19 protein-coding genes are annotated in these 22,535 nt (G+C 72.1%); 10 read left to right on the forward strand and 9 right to left on the reverse strand.

The features are described from left to right. Positions 1-119 precede the first annotated feature (119 nt). Entirely contained in the window at positions 120-314 is a 195-nt protein-coding gene (locus P8A18_RS32415) for a hypothetical protein (protein ID WP_026249714.1), read from the forward strand. A 53-nt stretch (positions 315-367) separates the two neighbouring features. Here P8A18_RS32415 and P8A18_RS32420 read toward each other — a convergent pair whose 3' ends face one another. Further along, a complete protein-coding gene (locus tag P8A18_RS32420) occupies positions 368-685 on the reverse strand; it encodes a hypothetical protein (protein WP_026249715.1) in 318 nt (105 codons plus the stop codon). Positions 686-886: 201 nt separating this feature from the next. On the opposite strand from P8A18_RS32420, the gene P8A18_RS32425 reads away from it, so the two are divergent. Continuing rightward, positions 887-1,672, forward strand: a complete 786-nt coding sequence (locus P8A18_RS32425) for a PepSY domain-containing protein (protein WP_306060382.1) — start codon at positions 887-889, stop codon at positions 1,670-1,672. A gap of 50 nt (positions 1,673-1,722) precedes the next feature. Here P8A18_RS32425 and P8A18_RS32430 read toward each other — a convergent pair whose 3' ends face one another. Beyond that, on the reverse strand, positions 1,723-4,002 hold the full coding sequence (locus P8A18_RS32430; protein WP_306060384.1) for an nSTAND3 domain-containing NTPase: 2,280 nt from the start codon (positions 4,000-4,002) through the stop codon (positions 1,723-1,725). 96 nt (positions 4,003-4,098) lie between these two features. Next, positions 4,099-6,021: an ABC transporter ATP-binding protein gene (locus P8A18_RS32435; RefSeq protein ID WP_306060386.1), complete on the reverse strand. Its 1,923-nt coding sequence runs from the start codon at positions 6,019-6,021 to the stop codon at positions 4,099-4,101. Between the two features lie 205 nt (positions 6,022-6,226). Between P8A18_RS32435 and P8A18_RS32440 the strand changes: the two genes are divergently transcribed. From P8A18_RS32440 to P8A18_RS32450, 3 genes are all read left to right on the forward strand, one after another. Beyond that, positions 6,227-6,388, forward strand: a complete 162-nt coding sequence (locus P8A18_RS32440) for a hypothetical protein (RefSeq protein WP_168712285.1) — start codon at positions 6,227-6,229, stop codon at positions 6,386-6,388. A gap of 220 nt (positions 6,389-6,608) precedes the next feature. Continuing rightward, entirely contained in the window at positions 6,609-8,444 is a 1,836-nt protein-coding gene (locus P8A18_RS32445) for an ATP-binding SpoIIE family protein phosphatase (RefSeq protein ID WP_306061283.1), read from the forward strand. A gap of 165 nt (positions 8,445-8,609) precedes the next feature. After that, entirely contained in the window at positions 8,610-8,861 is a 252-nt protein-coding gene (locus tag P8A18_RS32450) for a cellulose binding domain-containing protein (protein WP_371933742.1), read from the forward strand. 8 nt (positions 8,862-8,869) lie between these two features. Here the strand turns inward: P8A18_RS32450 and P8A18_RS32455 are convergent, their stop codons facing one another. Continuing rightward, positions 8,870-10,075, reverse strand: coding sequence for an MFS transporter (locus P8A18_RS32455; RefSeq protein WP_306060388.1), 1,206 nt, complete (start codon positions 10,073-10,075; stop codon positions 8,870-8,872). Positions 10,076-10,227: 152 nt separating this feature from the next. On the opposite strand from P8A18_RS32455, the gene manD reads away from it, so the two are divergent. Beyond that, entirely contained in the window at positions 10,228-11,442 is a 1,215-nt protein-coding gene (manD, locus tag P8A18_RS32460) for a D-mannonate dehydratase ManD (RefSeq protein WP_306060390.1), read from the forward strand. A gap of 57 nt (positions 11,443-11,499) precedes the next feature. On the opposite strand, the gene P8A18_RS32465 is transcribed toward manD, so the two are convergent. Next, positions 11,500-13,293, reverse strand: a complete 1,794-nt coding sequence (locus P8A18_RS32465) for an ABC transporter ATP-binding protein (RefSeq protein WP_306060392.1) — start codon at positions 13,291-13,293, stop codon at positions 11,500-11,502. Positions 13,294-13,378: 85 nt separating this feature from the next. Then, the gene (locus tag P8A18_RS32470) at positions 13,379-14,608 is read right to left on the reverse strand and encodes a benzoate/H(+) symporter BenE family transporter (RefSeq protein ID WP_306060394.1); all 1,230 of its coding nucleotides are present in this window, start codon (positions 14,606-14,608) and stop codon (positions 13,379-13,381) included. A 108-nt stretch (positions 14,609-14,716) separates the two neighbouring features. Here P8A18_RS32470 and P8A18_RS32475 point away from each other — a divergent pair, with 108 nt between their 5' ends. Then, a complete protein-coding gene (locus P8A18_RS32475) occupies positions 14,717-15,289 on the forward strand; it encodes a helix-turn-helix domain-containing protein (RefSeq protein ID WP_306060396.1) in 573 nt (190 codons plus the stop codon). A gap of 28 nt (positions 15,290-15,317) precedes the next feature. Here P8A18_RS32475 and P8A18_RS32480 read toward each other — a convergent pair whose 3' ends face one another. The 3 genes from P8A18_RS32480 to P8A18_RS32490 all read right to left on the reverse strand — a co-directional run bounded on the left by P8A18_RS32480 (position 15,318) and on the right by P8A18_RS32490 (position 20,379). Next, positions 15,318-15,908: an N-acetylmuramoyl-L-alanine amidase gene (locus P8A18_RS32480; RefSeq protein ID WP_306060398.1), complete on the reverse strand. Its 591-nt coding sequence runs from the start codon at positions 15,906-15,908 to the stop codon at positions 15,318-15,320. Between the two features lie 242 nt (positions 15,909-16,150). Continuing rightward, the gene (locus P8A18_RS32485) at positions 16,151-17,497 is read right to left on the reverse strand and encodes an SWF or SNF family helicase (RefSeq protein ID WP_306060400.1); all 1,347 of its coding nucleotides are present in this window, start codon (positions 17,495-17,497) and stop codon (positions 16,151-16,153) included. Then, positions 17,494-20,379, reverse strand: a complete 2,886-nt coding sequence (locus P8A18_RS32490) for an SCO1167/SCO6262 family helicase (protein WP_306060402.1) — start codon at positions 20,377-20,379, stop codon at positions 17,494-17,496. The genes P8A18_RS32485 and P8A18_RS32490 overlap by 4 nt, the downstream gene beginning before the upstream one ends. 253 nt (positions 20,380-20,632) lie before the next feature. Here P8A18_RS32490 and P8A18_RS32495 point away from each other — a divergent pair, with 253 nt between their 5' ends. From P8A18_RS32495 to P8A18_RS32505, 3 genes are all read left to right on the forward strand, one after another. Further along, positions 20,633-21,676 (forward strand): fatty acid desaturase family protein, encoded by a 1,044-nt coding sequence (locus P8A18_RS32495; RefSeq protein ID WP_306060404.1) that lies wholly within the window; start codon positions 20,633-20,635, stop codon positions 21,674-21,676. Positions 21,677-21,770: 94 nt separating this feature from the next. Next, positions 21,771-21,953 carry a tail-anchor membrane protein gene (locus tag P8A18_RS32500; RefSeq protein ID WP_018552931.1) on the forward strand — a complete coding sequence of 61 codons (183 nt, stop codon included), beginning with the start codon at positions 21,771-21,773 and terminating at the stop codon, positions 21,951-21,953. Between the two features lie 30 nt (positions 21,954-21,983). Beyond that, positions 21,984-22,526, forward strand: coding sequence for an MOSC domain-containing protein (locus P8A18_RS32505; protein ID WP_306060406.1), 543 nt, complete (start codon positions 21,984-21,986; stop codon positions 22,524-22,526). Positions 22,527-22,535 lie beyond the last annotated feature (9 nt).

A 22,535-nucleotide genomic window follows, 5' to 3' on the forward strand; every position in this document is an offset into this window, starting at 1 on the left:
CGGGCAGGGCGACTCAAGCCCTACCCGTTTGGCGGACACGCCAGTGCGCGGGGCCGCTCCCCGGCTGGGCCACACTTGCGCCGAATGCCGCAAATCGGGTGCGGCGGAGGAGGTTGGCCATGGCTATTTCGATCTCGGTGGTTCTGCTTCTGCTGATTCTCGCGGTGCTCTTCCTCCGCAACGGCGGACTGAAGATCTCGCACGCGCTGGTCTGCGGGCTGCTCGGCTTCTTCCTGGCGGGCACGAGCATGGCGCCCACCATCCAGGACGGCATCATGGCCACCGCCGACGTGGTCAGCAGCATCAGGCCCTGACCGCTCGCGCGCACCATCGCCCGGCGGCCGGGCCCGTACCCGTACGGGCCCGGCTACTCGGCGGTGGCTTCGTCCGCGGCCTGCTCGGGGGTGGTCCGCAGCGCGGGAACCGTCGCCGCCGACCCCTCCCGCACCGCCTCCACGGCGGCCGCGTGCAGGGCGCGGCTCGCTTCCTCCGACGGACAGGGCACGGGACTGCCCGCCATGGTGAACCAGTCGGCCGCGTCGGTGTACTGCACGGTTATCTGCGCCGTGCCCTCGGCCCATGTCGTGTGAATCGTCAGGTCTCCGGACAGCGGCCCCACCTCCTCGGTGAGCACGCCGCCGTGCCCCGAATAGACTCCGCGTGTTGTCCAGGACGCCCAGGTCATGTATCCAGGCTCGCACCAAAGCGCCCGGATCGCGACCCGCGTGAACGGGGAATCCCCGGCCGTCCGCCGACGCCGGCCACAGCGCGATGAGAGGCTCCGGACCGGGCCGATGAGCAGGTCGGGGGCCGGATGGCGGTCGAACGGGTGACACAGGCCGCTCATCCCACATGCCGGAGCCGCGAGGCGGTTAGGCATGCGGGCATGACCAATGATCCCCACCCCAAGAACACCGGATTCCTCCGCGCCCACCGCCTCCGCGCGGCCGGCGCCGCCTGCGTCCTGCTCACCGCGGGCCTCCTGACCGGCTGCGGCCAGGACAGCGGCAGCTCCTCCACGGCCGCCGAGACCTCCGAGGCGGCCCGCGCCGTCCCCGAGGCCACGGGCAGCCCGTCACCCAGCGCGAGCAAGAGCGCCTCGCCCGCGCAGATGACCGAGGACCAGAAGGAACGCAAGGAGCTGATCTCGGCCACCAAGGTCACCTACGACAAGGCCATCACCACGGCCGAGGGCGCCGTCAAGGACAGCAAGCTCACCGAGCTGGAACTCAAGGGCCCGGGAGACGCGGACGACGACATGTCGGCCAGCCCCTCGCCGACGGGAAGCCCTTCGCCGACGGGCAGCGCCACGCCCGGCGCCGCTCCGCAGTGGGTCGCCGCCGTCGTCGCGACGGACGGGACGAAGCACACCGTCCGCATCGACGCCGTCTCCGGCAAGGTCGTCAAGAACTCCGAGGACACCGATCAGGACGCCGAGGACAAGAGCAAGGCGGCCAAGCGGATCGCCAACGCCAAGCAGACGCCCCAGCAGGCCGCGAAGGCCGCCACGGACAAGAAGAAGGGCACGGTGACGTCCCTCGACCTGGACGAGAACGACAGCGACGCTCTCGTCTGGAAGGTCGACGTCGTCGCCAAGGACTGGAACAAGACCACCTTCGACATCGACGCGGACAACGGCTCCATCACGCATGAGGAGACCGACCGCGACTGACGCGGAGCACGGATGCTGTGCCCCCGGCCCGCAGGGACCGGGGGCCTCACCTATTCCCCGGGCGTGACATCCGGGTCGGTCAGCCCCTTCATCAGCTCGGCGACGAGCTGCCGGTCCCGCAGCTCGTCGGTGTACGGGCCCGGAGCGGCGGTCTCCTCCCAGGGCACGAACCGTCGCGTGCTGCGGGGCGCCCTGAGCTGTTCCGTCAGCTCCCGGACGGCGGCGATGTCCTCGTCGGCCTCATCGGCCCCGTCCCCGGTGCCGCCCTCGTAGCCCTGCTCGAACAGGAACTCCAGCAGCTGGTCCAGCACATACACCCGGCCGCTGTCGACACCGGAGCGGTCCTGCCCGGCGAGCCTGTGAACCTCGCGCAGCGCACACTCCACCAGGGAGTCCAGCAGAGACCCCCCGAGCGAGCCCAGGGGAATCTCCTCGAGCTCCTGGTAGAGACCGATGGCCCCGTACCAGTCGTCGGCCTCCAGCCGCTCCGCCAGATCGAGCCGGATCCCCTGTGCCACTTCCCCGGCGAGACGTTCCGCGTCCTCCTGCGGAATCAGCCGGCTGTGATCCACGGCGCGCACCAGCGCCACGAGGTGCTCGACATGCTCACCGTGCCAGGGGCCGATGCCCGCCTCCTTCGCCACATACGACGCCAGCGGGGCCGAGTCCAGGAGCTCGGCCACCTCCAGGACCCACTGGAGATGGGACGCCTCGCTCTCTTCCCCGGGGGAGGGGGACCACTCCACGAACTCCGCCGTCTCCTCCACCGCGGCCGCCGTCCGATCGGCTTCGGCCCGGAGCTGCGCCAGGATGCCGGCTCCGTCCGGCAATCCGGCCGCCTCGGTCAGGCTGTGGATCTGCACCGGATCGACCAGCGCGCCGAGGAGTTCGCGCATCCGCGCCCGGCCGTCGCCGAGGTGGAACCGGAGGTAGTCCGCGATGGACGGGTTGTGGAAGGACACCCCGTGTTCGTCGACCGCGATCATCGTGCCGTCCAGTACCTGCAGCGCCCTGCGGAAGGTCCGGGCATCCGCCTCCAGGTCCATTTCCCTGCGGTACCACGTCCAGGACTCCTGGAGGGTGTCCGTTGCCACCGTACGGAAGGTGAAGAGGACTTCGAGCAGATGAACGGCCTCGTCCGTGAGGTCGTTCTCGACGATCCGCTCCCAGACGCGCCGGGGGTCGTCCAGGTTCTTCAGCACCGCGGCCGCGACATCCTGCTCCCTGACCGGGGCGAGCCGCAGGGTCTCCTCGATCAGCCGCGGACTGAAGTTGCGGTGCTGGACGATCGGCTGCCACACGGCCGGGTCGACGAAGGGGTGTTTCCGCTCGGCGGGCAGCCGGGCCCGGTGGACGTGGTTGTAGAGGATCCGGCCCCTGACGCCGAGGCCCAGGTCGGTGAGGTGGACGACGCTGGTCGCCTCGGACACGTCCGGGGAACCCAGCCGTTCGTGCTTCAGGAGCGCGTGTTCCCGGATGTAGTCACGGGTCGTCATCACCAGGGCCTTGTCCGGGGCTTCCCGGATCGCGCGGATGATGTCGATGAGGCGGGCGTCCTCGTTCTTGTTGAGCTGGGACTCCAGCGTCGTCCGGCCGAGGAAGTCGTCGTACAGAAAGAGCTGGGGCGTGCCCTCGCGCCACAGCGTGGTGATCTCCTCGGCGTCCTGGGAGATCTCGTGCACCTCGTACCCGTCGCCCATGAGCCAGGCCGCGAGCATCAGGGCCACCGTCGTCTTGCCCACGCCCGGAATCCCGGAGATGACACACACTCGCTGCACGTCGAGGATCGCCCGCGCCCGCTCGAAACCCTCGTGCGGTACGAAGGTCTCCGCCGCGCGCGGAATCCGCTTGGCCAGCCAGGAGGAGCGCACGTACTTCTCCTGGTTCAGCACCGTCTGCAGTACGGCGGTGCTGCTCAGCCAGAGACGGAAGTGGCGCCGGACCAGCGCCGGCCTGTTCCGCAGTTCCGCGACGATGTCGTCCAGCCCGTAGAGGTCGCCGGTGGTGCGTACATACGGAGTGAAGGCGTCCCGGATCTTCTCCTTGCCGTCCACGGTCAGACCCACGCTCGTGGCGATGAGATACCGGTCCGGCTTCAGCGCGACGACCTTGCGCAGCTCGTCCTTGACCAGACGCGTCGTCAGCGTCGCCTGGGTGCCCCTGAGCCAGTGCTTGCACTGGACGACGGTGGTGGTGCCGTCCGCGGCGGTGTGCCGCAGATCGATGCCCCGGTCCCGGCCGCGCGGGAACAGCTCCAGCGGAACGCCGAGGATCTCGCCGAACAGGTCGCGGCAGACGACCTCGAAGTCGTGGTCCGTCAGACGCCCCAAGTCAAAAGAGTCCATGCCGCCTTCGCCCGATCGCAGTAGTGCCGCCGGGGCCCCATTCTTCACCCGCCGGGTCCCGGCGACACACCTCTGCCCGCCTCAGACGGACCGCACGGGCTCCTGCCGGCCCTCTTCCTCTTCCTCCGCCGGCTCCCGGCCCTCGGGCGACGCGAACTGGGTGCGGTACAACTCCTCGTAGCGGCCGCCCGCCGCCAGCAGCTCGGTGTGTGTCCCGCGTTCGATGACCCGGCCCTCCTCCACGACCAGGATCAGATCGGCGGCCCGCACCGTCGAGAGCCGGTGGGCGATCACCACGGCGGTGCGCCCCTCCAGCGCCTCGGCCAGGGCCTCCTGCACGACCGCCTCGGACGTGGAGTCCAGGTGCGCGGTCGCCTCGTCCAGGATGACCACGCGCTGTTGGGCCAGCAGCAGCCGGGCGATGGTCAGCCGCTGGCGCTCACCGCCGGAGAGCCGGTAGCCGCGTTCGCCGACGACCGTGTCGAGCCCGTCGGGCAGCGAGGCCACCAGCCCGTCGAGACGGGAGCGCCGCAGCGCGTCCCAGATCTCGTCCTCGGTCGCGCCCGGCCTCGCCAGCAGCAGGTTGGCGCGCACCGATTCATGGAAGAGGTGCCCGTCCTGGGTGACCATGCCGAGGGTCTCGCGGATCGACTCGGCGGTCAGATCGCGTACGTCCACACCACTGAGCCGCACCGCTCCCTCGTCGGTGTCGTACAGCCGGGGCAGCAACTGGGCGATCGTGGACTTGCCGGCGCCCGACGAGCCGACCAGGGCGACCATCCGGCCGGGCTCGGCCCGGAAGGAGACATCGTGCAGCACCCGCGTACCGCCCCGGGAGTCCAGCGTCGCGACCTCCTCCAGCGAGGCGAGCGAGACCTTGTCGGCGGACGGATAGCCGAAGGAGACACCGTCGAACTCCACGGACACCGGCCCCTCGGGCACCCTGCGGGCCTCCGGCTTCTCGGCGATCAGCGGCTTCAGATCCAGGATCTCGAAGACCCGCTCGAAGCTCACCAGCGCGCTCATCACCTCGACCCGCGCACCGGCCAGCGCCGTCAGCGGGGCGTAGAGCCGGGTCAGCAGCAGTGCCAGCGTCACGACCGCGCCCGGCTCCAGGCTGCCGCGCAGCGCGTAGTACCCGCCCAGCCCGTAGACGAGTGCCAGCGCCAGCGCGGAGACCAGGGTCAGCGCCGTGATGAACGTGGACTGCGCCATCGCCGTACGGATGCCGATGTCCCGTACCCGGCCGGCGCGGGCGGCGAACTCGGCGGACTCGTCCGCGGGCCGACCGAAGAGCTTCACCAGGGTCGCGCCCGGAGCCGAGAAGCGCTCGGTCATCTGCGTGCCCATCGCCGCGTTGTGCGCGGCCGCCTCGCGCTGCATGCGGGCCATCCGGGAACCCATCCGCCGCGCCGGGACGACGAACACCGGCAGCAGGACGAGCGCGAGCAGCGTGATCTGCCAGGAGATGGTCAGCATCACCGCGAGCGTCAGCACCAGCGTCACCAGATTGGAGACCACCCCCGAAAGGGTGTTGCTGAACGCCCGCTGCGCCCCGATCACATCGTTGTTGAGCCGGCTCACCAGCGCCCCGGTCCGGGTCCGCGTGAAGAAGGCGACCGGCATCCGCTGGACGTGGTCGAAGACCGCCGTGCGCAGATCCAGGATCAGGCCCTCGCCGAGCGTCGCCGACAGCAGGCGGGTCAGCAGGCCGAGCCCCGCCTCGGCCACGGCGATCACGGCGATCAGCAGGGCGAGACGGACCACCGTCCCGCTCTCCTTGCCCTGCACGATCGCGTCGACCACCCGGCCCGCAAGCAGCGGCGTCGCCACGGCCAGCAGCGCGGTGACCACGCTGAGCAGCAGGAAGCGGTAGAGCGCACGGCGGCGGGGCCGGGCGAAGGACGCGATCCGGCGCACGGTGGCCCGGGAGAACGGCCTGTGGTCCGCTTGCGCGTTCATCGCGCTGTGCAGCGACGACCAGGCGGTGACTTCCATACTCATGCGGTGCCTCCGGGGCAGGGCGGGTCGGGTCGGCCCAGGGCCGGCCGGACGGCGGACCCGGGGCACAGGAAGAACGCTAAAAGCTCAATCGAACTTGAGGTCAACTCTTCCGGTGCCCGGTGCGGAGCATGGCACGGACCTGCGTAGAATCGGCCCCTGTTTCCGGCCGGACCACGGCAGACACGACCGATTGAGGCAGTTCGACGTGAGTTTCACAGACAGTTCCGAAGCACCGATCTACGCCGGTCTCGTGGAGGAACACGGGGATGTGCCGGCCGAGGTGCGGCGGGTGGCTGAGGAGACCATGCGCGAGGCCGACCGGGCCATCGACTTCAGTGATGTACGCAGGTCAGCGGCTTACCGGTAGCCCCTGAACCCTTCCCGTTCAGCCCCGACCGAGCCCTGTCGATCCGGCGTTTCACCCGCCTGCGGCCCGTGAGGACGGGCCACCCCCGGCTCCCGCCGGCCGCCCCGTACGGCACACCTCCGGGGCGGCCGGCCGACGATGTCTCGTACTGCGGACCCGGCTCTCCCGTCGGAGCATGGAACGAACAGTCGGCGACGACATCGGGACGAAGGGAAGCCGGATGGGTGGTGAAAGGCATGAGCCACCGACCGACGCGTTCGAGGCCGAGCTGCGCCAGATCGAGGCGCTGAACCGGATGGAGGCGTCCGGCTCCGGCCCGGCGCGTCTTCCGGGACCGGACGACGTGGCCAGGGCCGACGGTACGCCGGAGGAGGGCAGGCGCCGCGACTCCCTGCTGCTCTCGGCCGGGCACGCGGTGGCCGAGGCCGACACCCTGGACGAGGCGCTGCGGCTGGCGGCCGGACTGTACGCCCCCGACTTCCCGCTGGACGGACAGTGCGTGTTCGGCGTCGCCGACGGGAACCTGACCGCCCTCGGGCAGTACGGATTCCGCCCCGGAGGGCCGGGCCGGGGCTTCCGCATGCCGATGACCACCGGCTACCCGGCGGCCGAGGTGGCCAGGACCGGGCGCGCCGTCTTCCTCGGCTCCACCGACGAGTACCGCCGCCGCTTCCCCGCGACCTGGCACCTGTCCTCCCGCAAGAGCCGCGAGGCATGGGCGTTCCTGCCGCTCGTCACCGCCGGCCGCGTCGTCGGGGTCTGGCTGGCCGCCTTCCGCTCGCCGCTGACCTTCACCGCCGGCGAGCGCTCGCTGCTGACCGTGACCGGACGCATGATCGCCCAGGTCCTCGAACGCGCCCGCGCCACCCGGGCCGAGCTCGAACTCTCCCGCGGTCTGCGCCGCAGCATGCACACCGCGGGCGCCGCCCCGACCGGACTGAGCGTCGCCACCCGCTACGTGCCGACCGGCGGCGGCCTCATGGTCGGCGGCGACTGGTACGACAGCATCGACCTGCCGAACGGCCGGATGGCCGTCGTCATCGGCGACGTCCAGGGGCACGATGTGCACGCCGCCGGGCTGATGGCCCAGCTCAGGACCGCCGTCCACGCGTACGCCGCCGAGGGGCACGGCCCCGACGCGGTGCTGGCCCGTGCCTCGCGCTTCCTGACCACCCTGGACGAGGACCGCTTCGCGACCTGCCTCTACATCGAGGCCGACCCCTCCACCGGAAACCTGCACATCGCGCGGGCCGGCCACCCGCACCCCGTCCTGCGCATGCCCGACGGCACCTGTGTGCTCAAACACGTCAGCGGCGGGCTGCCACTCGGACTCATGCCCGGCGAGGAGGACTACCCCGTCGACACCGTGCGCCTGCACGAGGGCGAGATCCTCATGCTGTGCACGGACGGGTTCATCGAGAACGGTGGCCATGACATGTACACCGGCTGGGTGCGGGTCCGCGACGCGTTCGCACCCGGTCCCGTCGACGACCTGGAGGCGATGGCCGACCGGCTCATGGCCGCCGTGCTCAGCCCCGGGCCCGGCGGCCGGGAGGGCGCGGCCGCGCGGGACGGCGACGACATCGCCCTCCTGCTGCTGCGGCGCGACGCCGGACACGTACGCGCCGAGGTCAGCCAGCGCCGGCTGATGCTCACCGTGGGCCAGGACCAGGGCGAGGGGCTGGCCGAGGCGCGGGCCGAACTGAAGGCGCTGCTGCACGACTGGGCGCGGCCGGACCAGGTGGACACCGCCGTGCTCCTGGCGACCGAACTTCTCGGCAACGTCCTCGTGCACACCGACCAGGACGGCGCCCTCAACGCCACCGTCACCGGGGAGACGGGCACACGCAGGCTGCTTGTCGAGGTCATGGACCGCGGCGACGAACTGCCCCACCAGCGCACCCCCGGCGAACTCGCCTCCTCGGGGCGCGGACTGCTGCTCCTGGACATCCTCGCCCACCAGTGGGGCGTACGGCCCGAACCCGAGGGCAAGACCGCCTGGTTCGCACTCATGGAGGCGGCACCGGCCGACACCGGGGACACCGCCCTCGCCTGAGTCCGACGCACACCTCCGCGCGGCCGAACGCCCCTGCTCCGGGCGGCCCCGCCGTGGGCGGCGAGCACGGCCGACGCGATCCTCCCCGGGTTCCGGGACCGCTCATCGCACCAGGGCGTTCTGCCGCAACCGCGCCAGGCCCGGGGCACCGGTTTCACCGCCGACGTGACGGTGAAGAACACCGGGCCGACGCCGCTCGACGGCCGGCAACTGGGATTCGACTTCCAGGGAGGCGAGAGCGTCACCAACGCCTGGAACGCGACCGCCGCGCAGGCCGGCACCCGGGTCACCGTGACGGGCGCCGCGCACAACGCGTCCGTCGCGGCGGGCGGCAGCGTCTCATTCGGGCTCCAGGCGAACGGCGCCCCGGCGGCGGACCCGGCCGCCTTCACCCTCAACGGGAAGGGGTGCGGCTGACGGGGACGTCAGGCCCGGGTCGGTGCCCGGAGCGCGGCGTACGTACCGGCGGCCGCCGCCAGCAGGATCACGCAGCCGGTGAAGACCAGACCGGCGTCGCGCAGACCCAGCCAGGTGGCCAGCGCGCCCACCCCCACCACGGGCACGGAGATCCCGGCGTACGCGACGACGAAGAACGCCGAGATGGTGCCGCCCCGGTGCTCGGCCGGGGCGGCCTCACTGACCAGGGTGAGCGCGGCCCGGAAGGCGAGTCCCTGCCCGATCCCCCCGCAGACGGCGCCCAGGACGAGCAGGACCAGCGACTTCGCCAGCAACGACGAGGCGACCAGCAGGAGCCCGACGATCAGCACGGCGCAGCCCAGCGGGAGCGCGCGCCGGGCGCCGATCCCCGGAGCCAGTGACTGGCCGATCGTCGAGGCGCAGAACACGGAGAAGACCACCGCGCCCGTCACCGCCAGGTTGTGCACGCCCAGCGTCCTGGCCGCGAAGCTCGGCGCGACCGCCGTGAACAGGCCGAGCAGCGCGAACCCCGCGAAGGCGGCCAGCGCGGCCGGCACGAACACGCCCTTCACCTCCGCGGGCACCCTGACACCCTGAGGTTCCAGCCGGGGCCACCGCTTCGGCTCCGCGACCGTCTCCGTCAGCCGCCAGATGATGACGCAGGCCAGCGCGACCAGGCCCAGATGGACCCAGAACGGCAGGCTCAGCGGCCACGGCGTGTACTCGGCCAGCAGCCCGGCCAGCAACGGCCCGCAGCCCAGCCCGCCCATGTTCGCGGCCGTGGCCGCGAAACCCGCGCGCCCCTTCTGCCCCGGGCCCGCCAGCTCGATGACCGCAGCCGTGGCCGCGCCGCTCAGCAGCCCGGCCGCGCCGCCCGACAGCACCCGGCCGGCGAAGAGCAGTGGCAGTCCGCTCTCCAGGAGGAAGCAGCCCGCGCTCGCGGCGGACAGCGCCATGGCGGCCAGCAGTACGGGCCGGCGCCCCACCTTGTCCGAGTAGTTGCCCGCCACCAGGAGGACCGAGATGACCGCGACCGCGTACACGGCGAAGACCACGGTCACCATCAGCTCGGAGAAGCCGATCTCCTTCTGGTAGAGCCCGTACAGCGGGGTCGGCAGCGTGGTGCCGGCCATGCCGATGGCGAAGACGACGGCCGCGGCCAAGTAGCCCGCCCGGTGTCCGCCCGTCCGTTCCGCATCCTCGCGCACGCTCACGCACGCCACTCTATGCAGCGCCGGCCCCCGGGTCCCGGCGGGCGGCGCCCGGCGAAGTGACGTACCGCCATACGGGCAGGTGCGCGGCGCGGGGGCCGGCCTCCGACAATGGCGGGGGCCGCCGCCCGTCGCGGCCCGAAGGAGAGAGCACCATGAGGATCGTCGACGCCAAGGTCGTCGTCACCAGCCCCGGCCGCAACTTCGTGACGCTGAAACTGACGACGGACGAAGGGCTCACCGGTCTCGGCGACGCCACGCTCAACGGCCGGGAACTCGCCGTCGTCAGCTACCTCACCGACCATGTGGCGCCCCTGCTCACCGGCCTGGACCCGCACCGCGTCGAGGACACCTGGCAGTACCTCTACCGGGGCGCCTACTGGCGGCGCGGCCCCGTCACGATGGCCGCCATCGCCGCCGTCGACGTCGCGCTGTGGGACATCAAGGCGAAGGCCGCCGGGCTGCCGCTCTACCAGCTGCTCGGCGGCGCCTCCCGTGACCGCGTCACCACCTACGGCCACGCCAACGGCCGCGACATCCCCGAACTCCTCGACTCCGTGCGCGCCCGGCTGGCCGAGGGCTACCCGGCCGTCCGCATCCAGACGGGCATCCCCGGCCTCAGGGCCGTCTACGGGGTGCACGCCACCGACGACCACGGTGCGCCCGTCCTCCACCAGCGGGCCCGTCCCCTGGTCGAGGACTGGGACACGGACGCCTATCTGCGGCACACACCGGCCGTGTTCGAGGCGGTCCGCGCCGAGTTCGGCGCCGGGCTCCCGCTGCTGCACGACGCGCACCACCGGCTCACGCCCGTCCAGGCGGCCCGGCTCGGCAAGGACCTGGAGCCGTACCGCCCCTTCTGGCTGGAGGACTGCACACCCGCCGAGAACCAGGAGGCGCTTCGGCTGGTGCGCAGGCACACGACCACGCCTCTCGCGATCGGCGAGGTCTTCAACACCGTGTACGACTACCGGACGCTGATCACCGAGCAGCTGATCGACTACGTGCGCAGCGCGGTCACCCACTTCGGCGGCGTCACCCCGCTGCGCAAGCTCTTCGACTTCGCCGCGCAGTACCAGATCCGGAGCGCGGTGCACGGGCCGGAGGACATCTCACCGGTCGGGATGGCCGCGGCCGTCCATCTCGATCTCGCCGTCCACAACTTCGGCATCCAGGAGTACTCCGGCCACAATCCCCTCACCGAGGAGGTGTTCCGGCACGCGTACACCTTCACCGACGGCCACCTGCATCCCGGCGAGGCACCCGGAATCGGTGTCGAACTGGACGAGGAACTGGCGGCGGCGCACCCGTACGAGCAGAGCTACCTGCCCGTCAACCGGCTCCGGGACGGCACCGTCCACGACTGGTGACCGGCCGTGCGCGGCCACCGGGACGGTCATCGCCCCGGCGGCCCCGCCCGGCCGCTGTCACGGGAACGCCGGCTGGAGGCCCGCGTACGTCCCGTGCCGGCCGAGCAGCTCCTCGTGCGTACCCATCTCCGCGATCCGGCCGCCGTCCATCACCACGATGCGGTCGGCGCCCTGGATGGTGGAGAGCCGGTGGGCGACGACGAAGACGGTCCGGCCGTGCACGAGGCGCGACAGCGCCTCCTGCACGAGCGCCTCGGACCGGTTGTCCAGGGCGGAGGTCGCCTCGTCGAGCACCAGGACCCTGGGGTCGCGGATCAGGGCCCTGGCGATGGCGAGGCGCTGCTTCTGACCACCCGACAGACGTGCTCCGCGCTCGCCGACCACCGTGTCCAGGCCGTGCGGCAGACGGCGGACGAACTCCATCGCGTTGGCGTCCTCCAGGGCGGCCAGCAGGGTCGCCTCGTCGGTGTCCCCGAGACCGTACGTCACGTTCTCGCGGATGCTGCCCTCGAAGAGGATCGACTCCTGCGGCACCACCGAGAGGAACCGCCGGTAGCTGCGCAGGTCGAGCCCGGCCATGTCGGCTCCGTCCAGCATGATCCGGCCCGAGGTCGGACGGATGAAGCCGATGAGGAGGTTGAGGACGGTCGACTTGCCCGCCCCCGACGCGCCCACCAGCGCGATGGTCTCGCCCGGCCGCGCCGAGAGCGTGAACCCGTCCACGGCGGGCTCCGCGTCGTCGTACGCGAATCCGGCGTCCTCGAAGTCGATCCGGCCGGTGACGTGCTCCACCTGCGCCTTTCCCGCGTTGTGCTCCAGGTCGGGCGCCTGGAGGACCTCACCGGCCGAACGCACCGACTCCAGCCCCTTGGTGAGGATGGGGGCGAGCCCGAGCAGGGTGGTCACCGAGCCGGTCAGGACGGTGAAGAAGGCGCTCAGCATGACCACATCACCGGCGGTGACGGGCATCCAGCCGTGGTACGCGACCAGGGCGGACCCCGTCAGGCACAGCACACCGAGCGTGTTGAGGAGGACCCAGGCCAGGGAACCGAAGCGGCCGTTGAGCATGTCCAGGCGCAGTCCGGCGGCGAACACCTGCCGCAGCGAGCCGTCCACCCGCCCCAGAGCGGTGCGCTCCAGGCCGTGGGCGCGGGTGATGGGGATGAGGGTGGTCATCTCGCCGACGCGGGAGGAGAGCTGCTCGACCTCGCGGCGGAAGGACTCGTTGTGGCTGCGCAGCCGGGCCCGCAGCTTCATCACGAGGAACCCCGCGGCGGGGACGACGACCAGGAAGACGGGCAGGAACGAGGGGACCCGGAAGCCGATGACGACGAGCCCGCCGACCAGGGTCACGACGGCGCCGAGGCCCATGTCGGCGCTCTGCTGCATCATCTGCTCCACCGCCTCGACGTCCCGGACCACCTTGGCCTGCAACACGCTGGAACTGACCCGGGCGTGGTAGCCGACGGACAGCTGCTGCATGCGGCGGCACAGTGCCGAGCGCAGGGTGATGCCCATGCGGCGGACGCTGCCGCCCAGGCATCGCACATACCACTGGTGGAGCGGATAGTTGAGGACGAGGATGAACAGGAGGAGCCCGGTGGCCTTCCACAGGCCGGATTCCGGACCGTGCTGGACCACCACGTCCAGGACGGTCGCGGTGATCAGCGGCAGCAGCCATATGGGGCTGTGCTTCACGGTGAAGAGGACGACGGCGAGCGCGAGCCGCCCGCGGTCGGGGCGGAAGAGGAGTGCGAGGGTGCGCACCGGGTGCTCGCCGCGGTAGCGGTGGTCGAGATGGTCGAAGGGCGCCAGGGATTCGGCGGAGGGTGGAGAGACCGCTTTCTGCATGGTGACCATCCCACCCCGCGGCCGGCGCCCGGGGCAACTGTGTTCCAGGGAGGGGACACGTGTCCGTGCGGCGGCCCGGGAGTGGTCAGCGCCCGGGGAGTTCGCGGGGCCGCGGTTCGGGTGCGGGTTCCCTCCGGGCGGGGCGGCCGAGCGAGGCGACGGCGCTGGTGACGAGGCCGGCGAGCAGCCCCCAGAAGGCGGAGCCGATGCCCAGCAGGGACACGCCCGAGGCGGTGGCCAGGAAGGTGACGACGGCGGCCTCGCGTGACGCCTTGTCGGCCAGGGCGGATGCCAGCGAGGACTCGATCGTGGCGAGCAGGCCGATCCCCGCGATCGCCAGGACGAGTTCCTGCGGCATCGCGGTGAGGAGCGAGGCGACGGTCGCGCCGAGCAGTCCCACGCAGAGGTAGAAGACCCCGGCCCAGACGGCTGCCAGATAGCGCTTGTCACGGTCCGGGTGTGCCTCCTCGCCGGTGCAGATGGCGGCGGTGATGGCGGCGAGGTTGAGCCCGAAGGCCCCGAACGGTGCCAGCACGGCGTTGGCCGCGCCCGTCCACGTCATGAGCGGGGAGACCGGCACGTCGTATCCGGAGCCGCGCAGCACGGCGACGCCGGGGAGGTTCTGCGAGGCCATCGTGACGACGAACAGCGGCGCGCCGACGCTGACGAGCACCTTCCAGTCGAACTCGGGCGCGGTGAAGACCGGTACGGCCGGCGAGAGCCGGACCTGGCCGGGCTGCCAGCCTCCGGTGAACACGGTGGCCACCACCCCCGCGGCGAGCGCCAGCAGCACCGCGTAACGGGGCATCAGCCGGCGGCCCAGCAGGTAGACGACGAACATCGGGAACGCGACGGCGAAGCTGTGGTGCATGGTGCTGAAGAGACCCGTGCCGAACCGCAGCAGTACCCCGGCGAGCAGGGCGGAGGCCAGCGGCACGGGAATGCGGTTCATGACCCGGGCGAACCATCCCGTCACCCCGCTCACCAGGATGAGCAGTCCCGAGAAGATGAACGCGCCGACCGCCTGCGGCATGGAGACCCCGCTCAGGCTGGTCGCCAGCAGCGCCGCCCCCGGCGTCGACCACGCGGTCACGACCGGAGCCCGGTACCGCAGCGAGAGGCCCGCGCAGGTGCAGGCGAGGCCGATGCCGAGGGCGAGCATCCAGGAGGAGATCTCCCGCGCGTCGGCCCCGGCGGCCTTCGCGGCGGTGAACACCAGCGCCGCCGAGCTGGTGACCCCGACCATGACGGCGATGAGCCCCGCGGCCACGGCGGATGGGGGTGCGGCCGAACGTATGCGGGTGATCGCGAGCATGAGTGAGCCACTTCCCGGTGCATGCGTTCCGTATATGGAACGTTCTGTTTGTGGAACACTAAAGAGACGGGCCGGTGCCCGTCAACCACGAAAGCGGAGCGGGCGGCGATGGGGCTGAACGAGGACGTCGGACGCAGGCTGCGGGCCCTGCGGCGCGGCATGGACGTGTCGCTGTCGGAACTGGCCAGGCGCTCCGGGGTCGGCAAGGGGACGCTGTCGGAGCTGGAGAGCGGACGGCGCAACCCCACGCTGGAGACGCTGTACGCCCTGACCACCGCCCTCGGCCGCCCGCTCAGCGCGGTCCTGAGCGACCCCGCGCCCCCGGGCATCCGCACGGGGAACGGGCCGGGTGTCTCGGGCAGCGGCGTCACCGCGGTCCTGCTGGAGCGGTACGAGGACGGGGAGGCGGTCACCGATGTGTTCCGCGTGACCATTCACGCCGGCGCGGTCCAGGAGTCCCGGGCCCATGTGCCGGGTACGTCCGAGAGCCTGATGGTGCTGGCCGGCACCGCGGTCGTCGGGCGGCCGGGCGACCTCAGCACGGTCGGGCCCGGAGCCTCGGCGCGGTGGAGCGCCGACGAACCCCATGTCTACGGCGCCCCCGACGGCGATGTGCAGGGCGTTCTCTTCGTGCGCTACCCGGTCACGGGGGAGGGGCGCGGCGGGCGGGGCGCCGGCTGACCGTGCCGTCCCGCCCGCCGGGCGGCGCTCAGCCCGCGCTGAGGAGATTGACCATCCGGATGTAGCGGGTCCAGTCCCAGTGCGGGCCCGGGTCGGTGTGGTCGGTGCCCGGGACCTCGACATGGCCGAGGATGTGCGCGCGGTCCTTGGGGATGCCGTAGCGGTCGCAGACGTCGGCCGTCAGCAGTGCCGACTTCTCGTACAGGGCGTCGGTGAAGTAGGAGGGCTGGTCCACCCACCCCTCGTGCTCGATGCCGATGCTGCGGGTGTTGTAGTCCCAGTTCCCGGCGTGCCAGGCGACGTCCTTCTCCCGCACGCACTGGTCGATGTATCCGTCACCCGAACGCACCAGGTAGTGCGCGGAGACCTGTTTCGCCGGGTTCTGGAAGATCGCCACCGTCTCGGAGAACGTCTCCTGCGTGACATGGATGACGACGTACTGGACGGGGTACGCCGAAGGGCGCGTGGAGACCGTGTAGTTGGATGCCGAAGCGGGCACCCAGTGCGCCGACGGGTAGTCCGTGGCGCCTGTCGTCGCCGCGGTCGCCCGGACGGAAGGGGGAAGCAGTACTCCCGCCGCGGCCACCGCGGCGCCCTGAAGGATTCTTCTGCGGTCCATGCGTACTCCTGTGGGGGGTGGGTGATTCGGGTCCGGCCGGCCCGGCTGCCGGGCACGGGGCCGGCGGCCTGTCCGGTGACCGGAACCCGCTGTCCGATGTGCGGCCGAGCGATGTGCGGGCCCCACCGTACGGGCGCCGCGCGGGTCGCGGAAGACGGCGGGAACACCAAATCCTTTCCACGGAGAGGGTGTTGAGGGGGCGCGCGGATCCGACGCGCGCCCCTCCGGCGGCCCGCGCCCCCTCAGAGGCCACGGGCCTGCGCCCACGCCGCCGCCGGATCGTCGTCGGCCGGACCCGCCGGGAACCACTGCCCGTTCTCCTTGCGGTACGGGTACCAGCGCCCGTCGGGGCCGTAGCGGAGCTGAAGGCCGCCGTCCGCCGAGGTCCAGCGGTTGCGCTCGGCCCGCAGCCGGGGAGCCTCGTCCTCCTCCCACGCCTCGGCGAGCCGCGCCCTGGCCCGGACCAGGACATCGGAGTCCGGCGCCCGGTCCTCGTCGAGCACGGCCAGGGCTGCCGCGCCGCCGTACCGCCAGGCGGCGACCGCTGCTGGCAGCCCGCCGCGCGGGCGCCCCGAGCCGGCCGCCAGCCGCTTCACGATCCACGGCTCGGGGCGTGCCTCGGCGGCCAGCCGCACCGCGTCCTGCCGCACCGTCGGCTCCGCCGCCGGCGGGCGGTGCTCGTGGCCCGGTGCCAGCGCGTCGGCCAGCATCCGGTGAGCCCGCGCCGCGCTGTCCGTCGCCAGCATCTCCAGCGCCGCCGGGTCCACCCCGGGCTCCGGATCGGTCTCCGTGTCCAGCGAGGGCGCCGCGCCCGGCGCGTCGGGAAGCTCCGGAGGGGCAGGCAGCGGGGGCAGGATGCCGGCCTCGGCGTACGCCTGCGCCGCCGGTACGCCGGGCACCTCACGGCCGCCCGCTGCCCGCTGCCCGGGTCCGGCGACGGGGTCCGGCTCCCCGGCCAGGGACGCGATCCGCTCCTGGAGCTCGTCCAGCAGCCGCCGCTCACCGCGCCCCCGCATCAGCAGCAGCACGAAGGGGTCCTGGTCCAGCAGCCGCGCCACCTGGTAGCAGAGGGCCGCGGTGTGCGGGCAGTGGTCCCACGCCTCGCACGAGCACTCGGGGTCGAGGTCACCGATGCCGGGGAGCAGGTCCATCCCGGCCGCCGCCGCGTCCTCGACGAGATGCGGCGGCATCTCCCGGTCGAGCAGCGCCGCGATGTGCCCGGCCCGCTCGACCGCCATGTCCAGGAAGCGGTCCCAGTCCTGCTCGTCCAGCTCCTGGAGCAGTACATCGCTGCGGTACGTGCTCCCGTCCCGCTCGCGGACCACCGCGGTGATCCGGCCGGGCCGCACCGAAACGGCACCGACCAGACCCTCGCGGGCGAACCGGCGCCCTTCCTTGAGCTGCCGTCCGTCCAGGGCGGTGTCCTCCAGCGCCTTGAGCCACGCCCTGCCCCACCAGGAGTCGGCGAAACCGCGGCCGTGTGCCGGGGGCAGGGCGGCGAAGGTGCGCTCCTGACCGGACGGCGCGTCCTCCCGCTCGTCGCCGTCGCCCCCGTCGGCGAAGACGTCCGCCTCGTATCCGTCCCTCATCGAGTCCCCCCTCGGAGTTCCACCAGATCGGCCAGTTCCGCGTCGCTCAGCTCGGTCAGGGCGCTCTCGCCGGAGCCCAGCACCGCGTCCGCCAGCCCCTGCTTGCGGGCGAGCATGTCCGCGATCCGGTCCTCGATCGTGCCCTCGGCGATCAGCCGGTGGACCTGCACCGGCTGCGTCTGCCCGATGCGGTACGCGCGGTCGGTGGCCTGTGCCTCCACCGCCGGATTCCACCAGCGGTCGAAGTGCACCACATGGCCCGCCCGGGTCAGATTGAGCCCCGTTCCCGCCGCCTTCAGCGACAGCAGGAAGACGGGCTCGGCACCCGCCTGGAACCGGTTCACCATCGCCTCCCGCGCGGCGACCGGCGTGCCGCCGTGCAGGAACTGGGTGCCGATCCCACGCGCCGCCAGATGCCGTTCGAGCAGCCGGGCCATCCCGACGTACTGGGTGAACACGAGGACCCCCGCCCCCTCCGCCACGATCGTGTCCAGCAGCTCGTCGAGCAGTTCCAGCTTTCCCGAGCGACCCGCGATGCGCGGCTCCTCCTCCTTGAGGTACTGCGCCGGGTGGTTGCAGATCTGCTTGAGCGAGGTCAGCAGCTTCACCACGAGACCCCGCCTGGCCATGCCGTCGGCCTCGGCGATCGCCGCGAGCGTCTCCCGCACCACCGCCTCGTACAGCCCCGCCTGTTCGGCCGTCAGCGACACCGCCCGGTCCGTCTCGGTCTTCGGCGGCAGCTCCGGGGCGATGCCGGGGTCGGACTTGCGCCGGCGCAGCAGGAACGGGCGCACCAGCGCGCCGAGCCGCTCTGCGGCCGCGGGGTCGCCGCCCTCCACCGCGCGCGCGTACCGGGTGCGGAACGTGCCGAGCCGCCCCAGCAGCCCGGGGGTCGTCCAGTCGAGGATCGCCCACAGCTCGGACAGGTTGTTCTCCACCGGGGTGCCGGTCAGCGCCACGCGCGCCTTCGCGCCGATGGTGCGCAGGGCGCGGGCCGTCGCCGAGTACGGGTTCTTCACGTGCTGCGCCTCGTCCGCGACGACCATGCCCCACTCCGCGGCGGCGAGCTTCGGGGCGTCCAGCCGCATCGTCCCGTACGTGGTGAGGACGAACCCCGAACCCGCCAGGTCGTCCAGGCCGCGGGCAGCGCCGTGGAAGCGGCGTACCGGGGTGCCCGGGGCGAACCTCTCGATCTCCCGCTGCCAGTTGCCCATCAGCGAGGTCGGGCAGACCACGAGGGTGGGCCCGGCGGCCCCGTCCAGGTTCTGGCGGTGCAGATGCAGGGCGATCAGGGTGATGGTCTTGCCGAGCCCCATGTCGTCGGCGAGACACCCGCCGAGTCCGAGCGAGGTCATGGTGTGCAGCCAGTTCAGGCCGCGGAGCTGGTAGTCCCGCAGCGTCGCGGTGAGCGCGGCCGGCTGACCGACCGCCGGCTCCCCGCCGCCGTCCTGTTGCGACGCGGGGTCGGCGACCCGCTCGCGCAGCCGCTCCAGCCAGCCGGTCGCCCGGACCTCGACCCGGCGGCCGTCGACCTCGGTGGAACCCGTCAGGACCGCGCCGAGCGCGTCGATCGGGGTCACCTTGCGGTCCTGGGCCTCCCGGGCGCGGCGCGCCTCGTCGGGGTCGATCAGCACCCACTGGTCGCGCAGCCGCACCAGCGGACGGCCCGCCTCGGCCAGCCGGTCGAGCTCCTCGCGGCTGAGCTTCTGGTCCCCGAGCGCGAACCACCAGTCGAAGGCCAGCAGGGCGTCGGAGGACAGCAGCGGCACGGCATCCGACGCGGAACGCGACTGCTTCCCGGGCACGTCGCCGTCCTCGCCGTCCGGTCCGATCACCGCGCGGGCCGTGAGCTTGCGCGCGGTCAGCTCCCGGGGCCAGTGCACCTGCACGCCCGTCGCGGCCAGCGCCCGTGAGGCGGGCCCCAGCAGTTCGGTGATCTCCTCGTCGGCCGGCTCCACCGCATCGGGCACGGCCGCCGACAGCAGCGGGGTCAGGGGCGGCCAGGCGCGGGCGGCCCGGCGCAGCATCAGCAGGGCGTCCATCCGGACGCGCGGGCCGAAGGCCGCCGCCGCCGGGCCGCCGCCGGCCCAGATCTCGGCGGCGTCGGCGACCACGGCCGGATCGCTGACGCTGTGGATCTGCGGAACCACCCGGAACGACGGCCCCGCCGCGGACGCGTCGTCCCGGCCGAGTCCCGACACCTCCACGCGCAGCGACAGCCGGACCCCCGCGTCATGACCGGCCGCGACATCGGCGGCCCACGCGCGATGGCCGGGAACGAGCTGCGGCGCCCGTGCGGTGAACGCGGTACCGCCCGCGGCGAGGGAAGCGGCGGGCGTCCTGGGCAGGCAGTCCGCGACCGCGTCGAGGAACGCCCGCACCAGCCATTCCGGTTCGGGCAGGAGCAGCGGCCGAGCGGTCGTGTCGAGCGGGACCGCGTGGGCCGTGGGCGGCATGGACGCGGCCAGGGTACGGATGCGGGTCTGGTCGTCGGCGGTCAGCGGCCCGGCCCGCCAGGTGTCGTGGTCCGTCGCGCTCAGACCCGGCAGGAGCAGGCCCCGGGCCGCGAACTGGAGGGCCAGCAGCCCCGCCGCGCCCCAGAACGCCATCGACGCGGACGCCTCGGCCGCCGCACGCGCGCGCGTCAGCACGGGGAGCGCGTCGCGCACCGGCAGCAGGCGGGCCGGCACCTCGTACGGGAGGTCGTCGGCACCGGCCACGGTCAGCTCCCCGGCCTCCCCGGGGCCGTCGGGCAGGCCGCTGCCGTCGGGGCGCCAGAAGGCGAAGCGGCCGGTGCGGGAGGGGTCCGAGGGCTGGAAGACCACGGAACAGCCGGTGAGCGCGGAGATCTCGGCGAGCGAAACGGCAGGGAGGCTGTGCACAGCGATGTCAGAGTCCTCAAATTTGACTAGTCGGCTGAAGTCGCCGAGGGTACCCCAACAATGCCGATGAATGGCCCCAGAGGGCTGTGATACACGCCACTCCTGGACCTCGGTGGGGCTACCCGGTGCAGTCGGCCCCCCACCCGGCGAGGGGGCTGGCCCCCGCACACCCCGGGTGGTGGCTCCATGGCTCCCGAACCCCCCTGAACCATACGTTTTATGAGGTCAGAGCGGATTCGAGACCGGAGACAACATGCCCCAGGCCGCCATGGCCGTCGCGGAACGCACCCGCGACAGCGCCGGAACCACCGGAAGTGACTTCGCGCCCCTGCTGCGAACCGTCAAGGGGCAAGGACTCCTCGAACGGCGCACCGGCTGGTACGCGGCAGGCATCACCGTCAATCTCCTCGCCCTCGCCGCCGTGTTCACCGGCATCGCCCTCCTCGGCAACACCTGGTGGGTCCTGCTGCTCACCCTGCCCCTCGCCGTCTTCTGGTCCCGCACCGCGTTCGTCGGACACGACGCGGGACACGCCCAGATAACCGGGAACCGCCGAGCGGGCCGCGCCATCGGCCTGGTCCACGCCAACCTGCTGCTCGGCATGAACGAGGCCTGGTGGAACGACAAGCACGTACGCCATCACGCCAACCCCAACCACATCGACAAGGACCCGGACGTCGGCGTCGGCGCCCTCGTCTGGACCCAGAAGCAGGCCGCCCAGCGCGAGGGCTTCGCCCGCCGGCTCACCCGCAACCAGGCCCGCCTTTTCTTCCCGATGCTGCTCCTCGAAGGCATCGCGCTGAAGATCTCCGGCTTCCAGTACCTGCGCCGGCAGCCTGTACGGGAACGTGCCCTGTCGGCCCTGCTGCTGACCGCGCACCTCGGCCTCTACGCCACCCTGCTGCTCACTGTCATGTCCCCCGGGAAGGCGGTCGTCTTCGCGCTCGTGCACCACGCGCTCTTCGGCCTCCACCTCGGCATGGCCTTCGCCCCGAACCACAAGGGCATGGAGATGCCCGACCCGGACGGGGACCGCTGGGACCACCTGCGGCGCCAGGTCCTCACCTCACGCAACGTGCGCGGCGCGGCCCTCACCGACTGGTTCCTCGGCGGTCTCAACTACCAGATCGAGCACCACCTCTTCCCGAGCCTGCCCCGCCCGCACCTGCGCCTGGCACAACCCCTGGTCAGGGCCCACTGCGAGGCCATCGGCCTGCCGTACGCGGAAACCGGACTCATCGAGTCCTACCGGCAGGCGCTCGCCCACATGCACGAGGTCGGCGCGCCGCTGCGATGACCGCCGCGACGAATACGCGGAAGCCGGAACCGATGGGCACGCACAGGCGTTCTCACATCAGAGGCGGCCACAGGCCGCGAAGGAGGCACTGACGATGTCGAACAGCGCAAAGATCGCCATCGGGGGAGTCGTCGCCGCAGTTGTCCTGATGCCGTTCATCGGTTTCTGGCTGTCCCTGCTGGTGCTCGTCGGAGTCCCCACGCTCGCCTATCTGGCACTGGACCCGTCCCAGCGCCGCAGGCTCCGTAGGATCACGCGCAAGGAGATCGGCCGCTGAGAGCCGGCCACCGAGAAGGGGGATCCCGCCGTGAGCGGCACAGTCACCGTCGTGAGCAGCAACGAGACGTACACCTTCACCAAGCCGAACCGGCAGAGCGTGACGCTGCTGGCCGGCCTCGGGGTGGACGGGGACGTGCACGCCGGGGTGACGGTCAAACACCGCTCCAGGATCGCCCAGGACCCGACGCAGCCCAATCTGCGACAAGTCCACCTGATGCACGAGGAGCTGTTCGACGAGCTGCGCACGGCCGGCTTCGAGGTCGCCCCGGGAGACCTCGGAGAAAACATCACCACCCGCGGCATAGACCTCCTGGGCCTGCCCGTCGGCACCCTGCTGCACCTCGGTGACGAGGCGGTCGTCGAGGTCACCGGGCTGCGCAACCCCTGCCTTCAGATCGACAACTTCCGAAGCGGCCTTCTCAAGCAGGTCGTCGGCAGGGACGAGGAGGGCCATGTGGTCCGCAAGGCCGGGATCATGAGCGTCGTCGCGGTCGGCGGTGTGGTCAGGCCCGGCGACCGGGTCGAGGTCGAGCTTCCCACCGAGCCGCACCGCCCCCTGGAGCGTGTCTGACCGCCGGCG

Source organism: Streptomyces sp. Mut1, from assembly GCF_030719295.1.
Lineage (GTDB): Bacteria > Actinomycetota > Actinomycetes > Streptomycetales > Streptomycetaceae > Streptomyces > Streptomyces castrisilvae.

Coding starts and splice junctions, on each gene's coding strand:
- P8A18_RS32425 (WP_306060382.1), top strand. CDS start 887: ATGACCAATGATCCCCACCCCAAGAACACCGGATTCCTCCGCGCCCAC.
- P8A18_RS32475 (WP_306060396.1), top strand. CDS start 14,717: ATGGGGCTGAACGAGGACGTCGGACGCAGGCTGCGGGCCCTGCGGCGC.
- P8A18_RS32420 (WP_026249715.1), bottom strand. CDS start 685: ATGACCTGGGCGTCCTGGACAACACGCGGAGTCTATTCGGGGCACGGC.
- P8A18_RS32480 (WP_306060398.1), bottom strand. CDS start 15,908: ATGGACCGCAGAAGAATCCTTCAGGGCGCCGCGGTGGCCGCGGCGGGA.
- P8A18_RS32465 (WP_306060392.1), bottom strand. CDS start 13,293: ATGCAGAAAGCGGTCTCTCCACCCTCCGCCGAATCCCTGGCGCCCTTC.
- manD (WP_306060390.1), top strand. CDS start 10,228: ATGAGGATCGTCGACGCCAAGGTCGTCGTCACCAGCCCCGGCCGCAAC.
- P8A18_RS32495 (WP_306060404.1), top strand. CDS start 20,633: ATGCCCCAGGCCGCCATGGCCGTCGCGGAACGCACCCGCGACAGCGCC.
- P8A18_RS32485 (WP_306060400.1), bottom strand. CDS start 17,497: ATGAGGGACGGATACGAGGCGGACGTCTTCGCCGACGGGGGCGACGGC.
- P8A18_RS32470 (WP_306060394.1), bottom strand. CDS start 14,608: ATGCTCGCGATCACCCGCATACGTTCGGCCGCACCCCCATCCGCCGTG.
- P8A18_RS32435 (WP_306060386.1), bottom strand. CDS start 6,021: ATGAGTATGGAAGTCACCGCCTGGTCGTCGCTGCACAGCGCGATGAAC.
- P8A18_RS32500 (WP_018552931.1), top strand. CDS start 21,771: ATGTCGAACAGCGCAAAGATCGCCATCGGGGGAGTCGTCGCCGCAGTT.
- P8A18_RS32445 (WP_306061283.1), top strand. CDS start 6,609: ATGGGTGGTGAAAGGCATGAGCCACCGACCGACGCGTTCGAGGCCGAG.
- P8A18_RS32415 (WP_026249714.1), top strand. CDS start 120: ATGGCTATTTCGATCTCGGTGGTTCTGCTTCTGCTGATTCTCGCGGTG.